The following is a 6,105-nucleotide window of genomic DNA, read 5'->3' as shown; positions in this document are numbered from 1 at the left end:
AATGAAAAATAAATTCTACCAATACATACAAAATTTACAAGATACTATTACTTCTAAACTAGAAGCCATTGATGGAAAAGCTAAATTTCAAGAAGATATTTGGAAACGTCCTGAAGGTGGCGGCGGAAGAACACGCGTAATTGAAAACGGCAACGTTTTCGAAAAAGGAGGTGTAAATATTTCGGGAGTTCATGGTAAATTACCAAAATCCATGCAAGCCTATTTTAAGGTTGGTAATGTGGAATTTTTTGCATGTGGACTAAGTTTAGTTTTGCATCCAAAAAACCCGATGGTACCAACCGTTCATGCGAATTGGCGCTATTTTGAAATGTATGATAAAGAAGGAGGCATTATAGATAGTTGGTTTGGTGGCGGACAAGATTTAACACCTTATTACCTATTTGAAGAAGATGCAAAGCATTTTCATCAAACCTGTAAAACAGCTTGTGATAAGCATAACCCTGAGTTTTATCCAACTTATAAAAAACGTTGTGATGAATATTTTTATAATACACACCGAAACGAAGGCAGAGGCATTGGCGGTTTGTTTTTTGATTATTGTAAAGCAACAGAAACCATGACTATGGAAAATTGGTATAACTTTGTAACTGAGGTTGGTAATAGTTTTATTGATGCTTATGTGCCTATTGTTGAGAAACGAAAAGATTTACCATATACTGAAGCACAACGTAACTGGCAAGAAATCCGCCGTGGGAGATATGTAGAGTTTAATTTAGTGCATGATAAAGGCACCCTTTTCGGTTTAAAAACAAATGGGCGTATTGAAAGTATTTTAATGAGCTTACCACCACATGTGCAATGGGTGTACGACCATCATCCAGAAGCTGGAAGTGAAGAAGAAAAATTATTAGAAGTATTAAAAAATCCTGTAGATTGGATAAACGAATAAACTCATCAACAAATAAACATTTTTTAGAATGTACCCACTGAGAAGAAACCGAAGATTAAGAACCAACGAAGCCATTCGTGCTTTAGTTCGAGAAACCATAATCACACCAAACGATTTTTTAGTGCCGCTTTTTGTAGTGGAAGGGAAAGGTATTAAAGATGAAATTCCATCGATGCCAAATTACTTTCGTTACAGCTTAGATTTACTGGAAAACGAAGTTAAAGAGTTATGGAGTCTCGGTTTAAAATCGGTTTTGCTTTTTGTAAAAGTTCCCGATAATTTAAAAGATAATAAAGGAAAAGAAGCCTTAAATCCGAACGGATTGATGCAACGCGCCATAAAAACAGTGAAAAATGTGTGCCCAAATATGTTGGTTATGACCGATGTAGCACTAGACCCATATTCTATTTACGGACACGATGGCATTATAGAAAATGGTGTTATTGTTAATGATGATACCGCAGAGTTTTTAGCAGAAATGAGTATTTCTCATGCAGAAGCTGGAGCCAATTTCGTAGCACCTAGCGATATGATGGACGGACGTATTTTAACCATTCGCGAAGCTTTAGAAGACGAAGGTTATAAAGATACTGGTATTATGAGTTATTCTGCAAAATATGCCTCAGCCTTTTATGGACCGTTCCGCGATGCTTTAGATTCTGCTCCTGTAGATATACAAGATATTCCAAAAGATAAAAAAACCTATCAAATGGATTACGGCAACCGCTTTGAAGCTATCCGTGAAACCGAAATGGATATTGATGAAGGCGCAGATATTGTTATGGTAAAACCTGGTATTTCGTATTTAGATATTCTTCGAGAAATTAAAAATGAAGTCGATGTCCCTGTTGCGGTATATCAAGTTTCAGGAGAATACGCCATGATAAAAGCTGCTGCTGAAAAGGGTTGGTTAAATCATGACCAAATTATAATGGAAACAACAACAGCATTTAAACGTGCCGGAGCTGATGTGATTGCGAGTTACTTTGCCAAAGATATTGTAAAATTGATTTCGTAACTTTCAGAGTTATTACTATTTTATATATGATTCGTTTTAAAATTTTTACAATTTTATGCTTACTGTTTTATGGTCAAACAGCAAGTGCACAACTAAGTTATAATACGCCAGAATCTGTTGGACTGGATTCAACCTACATAAAATCCAATGTCGATTCTATAATGCACGATGCTATTACTCAAAAAGCATTTCCAGGAGCGCAATTGTTAGTAGCTAAGCAAGGTGAAATCATATTTCATGAAGCTTATGGATTTCATACTTACGATAGTATTCAAAAAGTAAACTTAGATGATGTTTACGATTTAGCATCGGTTACCAAAATAACAGGACCACTCCCTGCTTTAATGAGACTTTATGAAGAAGGTAAATTAGATTTAGACGCTCCTTTTAGCAACTATTGGACAGATTGGAAAAACAAAAAAAGCAAAAAAGATATAACACTCAGAGAGCTTTTAGCACATCAATCAGGATTAAAACCATATATAGCTTTTTTAGGCGAAGTTTTAAAAAATGGAAAAGTAAAAAAACGATTTATTAAAACTGAAAAAAGCAAACGGTTTTCAAATCAGTTTTACAATAACATGTATGTAAAAAACAAGTTTAAAAATAAAGTCTACAGAAAAATTAAACGCGTTAAAGCAGATGGAAAAAAGGAGTATTTATACTCTGGAATAGCGTCATTAATTTATCCTCAATTGATAGAAGATATTACTGGTATTCCCTATACATCTTATATTCAAGAAACATTTTACAAACCCTTAGGTTGTACCACGCTTGGATATCTTCCGAAGGATAAAAATTTTAAAAATGCTATTGTCCCCACAGAAATAGATACAATTTTTAGAAAACAGCTTGTTAAAGGTTGGGTCCATGATGATAATGCAGGACTTTTAGGTGGTGTTTCTGGTAATGCTGGGTTATTTGGTTGTGCAACAGATTTGGCAAAATATATGCAAATGCTTGTGCAAAATGGGACTTATGCAGGTAAGCAATATTTTAAACCAGAAACTATAAAAGAATTTACCAGAATTCAATACCCAGAAAACAATAATCGACGAGGTTTAGGCTTCGATAAGCCATTAATTGGTAACGACACTTTAAGTATTAAAGAGGCTTATCCTGCGCCACAAGTAAGTCCAGAAAGTTTTGGTCATGCAGGTTTTACAGGTACTTTTGTTTGGGCAGATCCAAAAAACGAGCTTGTTTTTGTTTTTCTTTCAAATCGTGTATATCCAAGTAGAACACATCGAAATATCTACAATTTGAATATTAGACCCAAATTACAACAAGTATTTTACACCGCATTAAAAGATTAAGCTCACAAATAATTAGTATTTTAGACATTTAAAATATCTTATGGGATTACTTCTGTTTTACGCCTTTATTTCTATTTTCTTTTCGTTTTTATGCTCTATTTTAGAAGCTGTACTATTAAGTGTTACACGAACATTTATTAATGTAAAAAAGCAAGAAGGTAAAGATTATGCCTCTGCTTTGGAAGCCTTGAAAAAAGATGTAGATAGACCATTAATTGCTATCCTTACATTAAACACTATTGCACATACTGTAGGTGCTATTTTAGTTGGTGTACAAGCAAAAGTGGCTTACTCTGAGTTATACGGCTCGGAAACAAAAACAGTTTTTGGTTTTACATTTACCGAAGACTTAATGGTGGGCGTGGTTTCTACAATTATGACTATTTTAATATTAGTAGCTTCAGAAATAATACCAAAAACTATTGGAGCAACCTATTGGAAATCGTTAGCAAATTTTACAACCAAAGCATTAAAAATTTTAATCTTTCCTTTAAAATGGACAGGTCTACTATGGTTGCTTCAACTCACCACAAAGTTAATTGGTGGGAAAGGTCATGGTAGTATTTTAAGTCGAGAAGGCTTTTTGGTTATGACAGATATGGCTCATGAAGAAGGTGTGTTTCATGAATCTGAAAGCAAAGTCATTAAAAATCTTTTAAACTTTAAAGAGATTAAGGCAAAAGATGTGATGACACCTCGAACAGTTATGAAATTAGAAAATGAAACCACAACTGTTGAAGCTTTTTTTAATGAAAATTTGAATCTTCGTTTTTCTAGGGTTCCTATATTTACCGATACTGAAGATAACATAAAAGGTTTGGTTTTAAAAGATGATGTCTTTAAAGAAATGGCACTTGGTAACGGTGGCAAAAAACTTTCTGAGCTTAAACGAAATATTATTATTGTAGATAGAAATATGGCTATTCCAACACTATTCGAACAACTTGTTGAAACCAGAAATCACATGGCTTTAGTTGTTGATGAATATGGAACAGTTAGCGGTTTAGTAACTATGGAAGATGTTATTGAAACCTTACTTGGGTTAGAAATTATGGACGAAAGCGATAATGTATCAGATTTACAACTGCAAGCCAGAAAAAATTGGGAGACAAGAGCTAAAAAATTAGGAATTTTAAATGACAAAAATACTGCTGATTAGTGGAAAGTTGCATCATCAAATCGCCTTTAGGGTTCACTAAAATTATTGGTGACGAAGATGGTGTTACTTCTGTTACTGTTTTAAATTCTGAGGAAAAAATCACCGATATTATTCCTATTGAATTAGAAGATTGTGTCATTCAACTTAACGAATATTTTGAAGGCACACGCAAACAATTTGACTTAAACCTTAGTCCAAAAGGCACCAATTTTCAACAAAAAGTTTGGAACGCATTAGAGCAAATTCCATACGGAAAAACCCTTTCATATTTAGAATTATCAAAACAGCTAGGCGATGTAAAAGCTATAAGAGCCGTTGCCAATGCCAATGGTAAAAACCCACTCTGGATTATCATTCCGTGCCACCGCGTTATTGGTAGCGATGGTAGTTTAACAGGTTATGCAGGTGGGTTACACAGAAAACAATGGCTGTTAGAACACGAAAGTCCGTATAAGCAACAAACCCTATTTTAGTTTATCTTTTTAAGTAGATAGGAAAACATAAAATTTTTCCTATATTTAATTCAAATAAATTCATTACCCATGAAATTCTTAAAAAAACTCTTTAAGTGGATTATAATACTGTTTGGTTTGTTAGTCATTGTACTTTATGCTACAGATACTGACTATTTACTTAAAGCTGTAAGAACCATTTATCTTAAAGGCTATACTACTGCTTATTTAGAGGATTATAAAGAATTTGACAATCAAGTTGTTGAGAATGGTATACCTCAGCCATGGCCTAATCATAAAAATTATAACTCTGTTCAAGAATCAGAAGGTTTAAAACAAATAAACAAGACCAATAAAACTATTGCCTATGTTATTATAAAAAATGATAGCATTTGGTTTGAAAACTATTATGATGGTTTTAATGAGAATTCTCAAACCAACTCCTTTTCTATGGCAAAAAGCTATGTCTCTGGGCTCATGGGAAAAGCTATTCAAGAGGGGTATATTAAAAGTTTAGATCAACCTGTTAGCGATTTTTTACCAACTTTTAATGAAGGACTTGCCGCTAAAATGACAGTTGGCGATTTGTCTTCAATGGCATCTGGTACCAACTGGGACGAAAAATATTATTCACCCTTATCCATTACAACACGTGCTTATTTTGATGACGATTTAGAAAAAGTGATGTTAGGTTTAAAAGTTGTTAGAGAACCTGGAACTTCGTATAAATATGCCAGTGGCGACACCCAAATGCTTGCTATGGTTATTGAAAAAGCCACAGGGAAAAAAATGTACGATTATTTAACCGAAAGTTTTTGGAAACCATTAGGTTCTGAAAACCCAACGCTTTGGCAGGTAGATAGTGAAGACCATGATTTAGTTAAAGCCTATTGCTGTATAGCTAGTAATGCTAAAGATTTTGCGCGTTTTGGTAAACTTTATAAAGATTACGGAAAATGGAACGGACAACAAGTGTTAGATTCTGCTTTTGTAGCAAAATCTTTAAAACCTCGTTTTCCTGAAAGTCCGGAATACGGTTATGGTTTTTGGTTAAAAACTATTGGAGATAAACACTTTTTTATGATGCGTGGGCATCTTGGGCAATACGTTTTTGTAGAACCTAACGATAATATTATTATTGTAAGGTTAGGACACTCTAAAGGCTCAGGAGATGCGGTTGCCACATTTACAGATGATATAACAACTTATATTGAAGAAGCCTATAAAATGTTAGGTTATGATCTCTAAAC

6 protein-coding genes are annotated in these 6,105 nt (G+C 33.9%); all 6 read left to right on the top strand.

Features of this window, described 5'->3' with window-relative positions; all coding sequences use genetic code 11:
* Position 1: 1 nt before the first annotated feature.
* The 6 genes from hemF (at position 2) to AADI82_RS13090 (ending at position 6,103) form a co-directional block, all read left to right on the top strand.
* Positions 2 to 910: an oxygen-dependent coproporphyrinogen oxidase gene (gene hemF, locus AADI82_RS13115; RefSeq protein ID WP_341216878.1), complete on the top strand. Its 909-nt coding sequence runs from the start codon at positions 2 to 4 to the stop codon at positions 908 to 910.
* 28 nt (positions 911 to 938) lie between these two features.
* Positions 939 to 1,928, top strand: a complete 990-nt coding sequence (hemB, locus tag AADI82_RS13110) for a porphobilinogen synthase (protein ID WP_341216877.1) — start codon at positions 939 to 941, stop codon at positions 1,926 to 1,928.
* A gap of 26 nt (positions 1,929 to 1,954) precedes the next feature.
* The gene (locus AADI82_RS13105) at positions 1,955 to 3,244 is read left to right on the top strand and encodes a serine hydrolase (RefSeq protein WP_341216876.1); all 1,290 of its coding nucleotides are present in this window, start codon (positions 1,955 to 1,957) and stop codon (positions 3,242 to 3,244) included.
* A gap of 40 nt (positions 3,245 to 3,284) precedes the next feature.
* Positions 3,285 to 4,403: a hemolysin family protein gene (locus AADI82_RS13100; protein ID WP_341216875.1), complete on the top strand. Its 1,119-nt coding sequence runs from the start codon at positions 3,285 to 3,287 to the stop codon at positions 4,401 to 4,403.
* Positions 4,403 to 4,876, top strand: coding sequence for a methylated-DNA--[protein]-cysteine S-methyltransferase (locus tag AADI82_RS13095; protein ID WP_341216874.1), 474 nt, complete (start codon positions 4,403 to 4,405; stop codon positions 4,874 to 4,876). The genes AADI82_RS13100 and AADI82_RS13095 overlap by 1 nt, the downstream gene beginning before the upstream one ends.
* Positions 4,877 to 4,945: 69 nt before the next feature.
* Entirely contained in the window at positions 4,946 to 6,103 is a 1,158-nt protein-coding gene (locus AADI82_RS13090) for a serine hydrolase (RefSeq protein WP_341216873.1), read from the top strand.
* Positions 6,104 to 6,105: the final 2 nt, after the last annotated feature.

The organism is uncultured Wocania sp. (assembly GCF_964021735.1).
GTDB lineage: Bacteria > Bacteroidota > Bacteroidia > Flavobacteriales > Flavobacteriaceae > Wocania_A.
This window is presented reverse-complemented; position numbering and strand designations above follow the sequence as displayed.

Bases quoted from the DNA above. Each gene is read 5' to 3' on its own strand.
- AADI82_RS13100 (WP_341216875.1), top strand. From the start codon at position 3,285: ATGGGATTACTTCTGTTTTACGCCTTTATTTCTATTTTCTTTTCGTTT.
- AADI82_RS13090 (WP_341216873.1), top strand. From the start codon at position 4,946: ATGAAATTCTTAAAAAAACTCTTTAAGTGGATTATAATACTGTTTGGT.
- AADI82_RS13105 (WP_341216876.1), top strand. From the start codon at position 1,955: ATGATTCGTTTTAAAATTTTTACAATTTTATGCTTACTGTTTTATGGT.
- hemF (WP_341216878.1), top strand. From the start codon at position 2: ATGAAAAATAAATTCTACCAATACATACAAAATTTACAAGATACTATT.
- hemB (WP_341216877.1), top strand. From the start codon at position 939: ATGTACCCACTGAGAAGAAACCGAAGATTAAGAACCAACGAAGCCATT.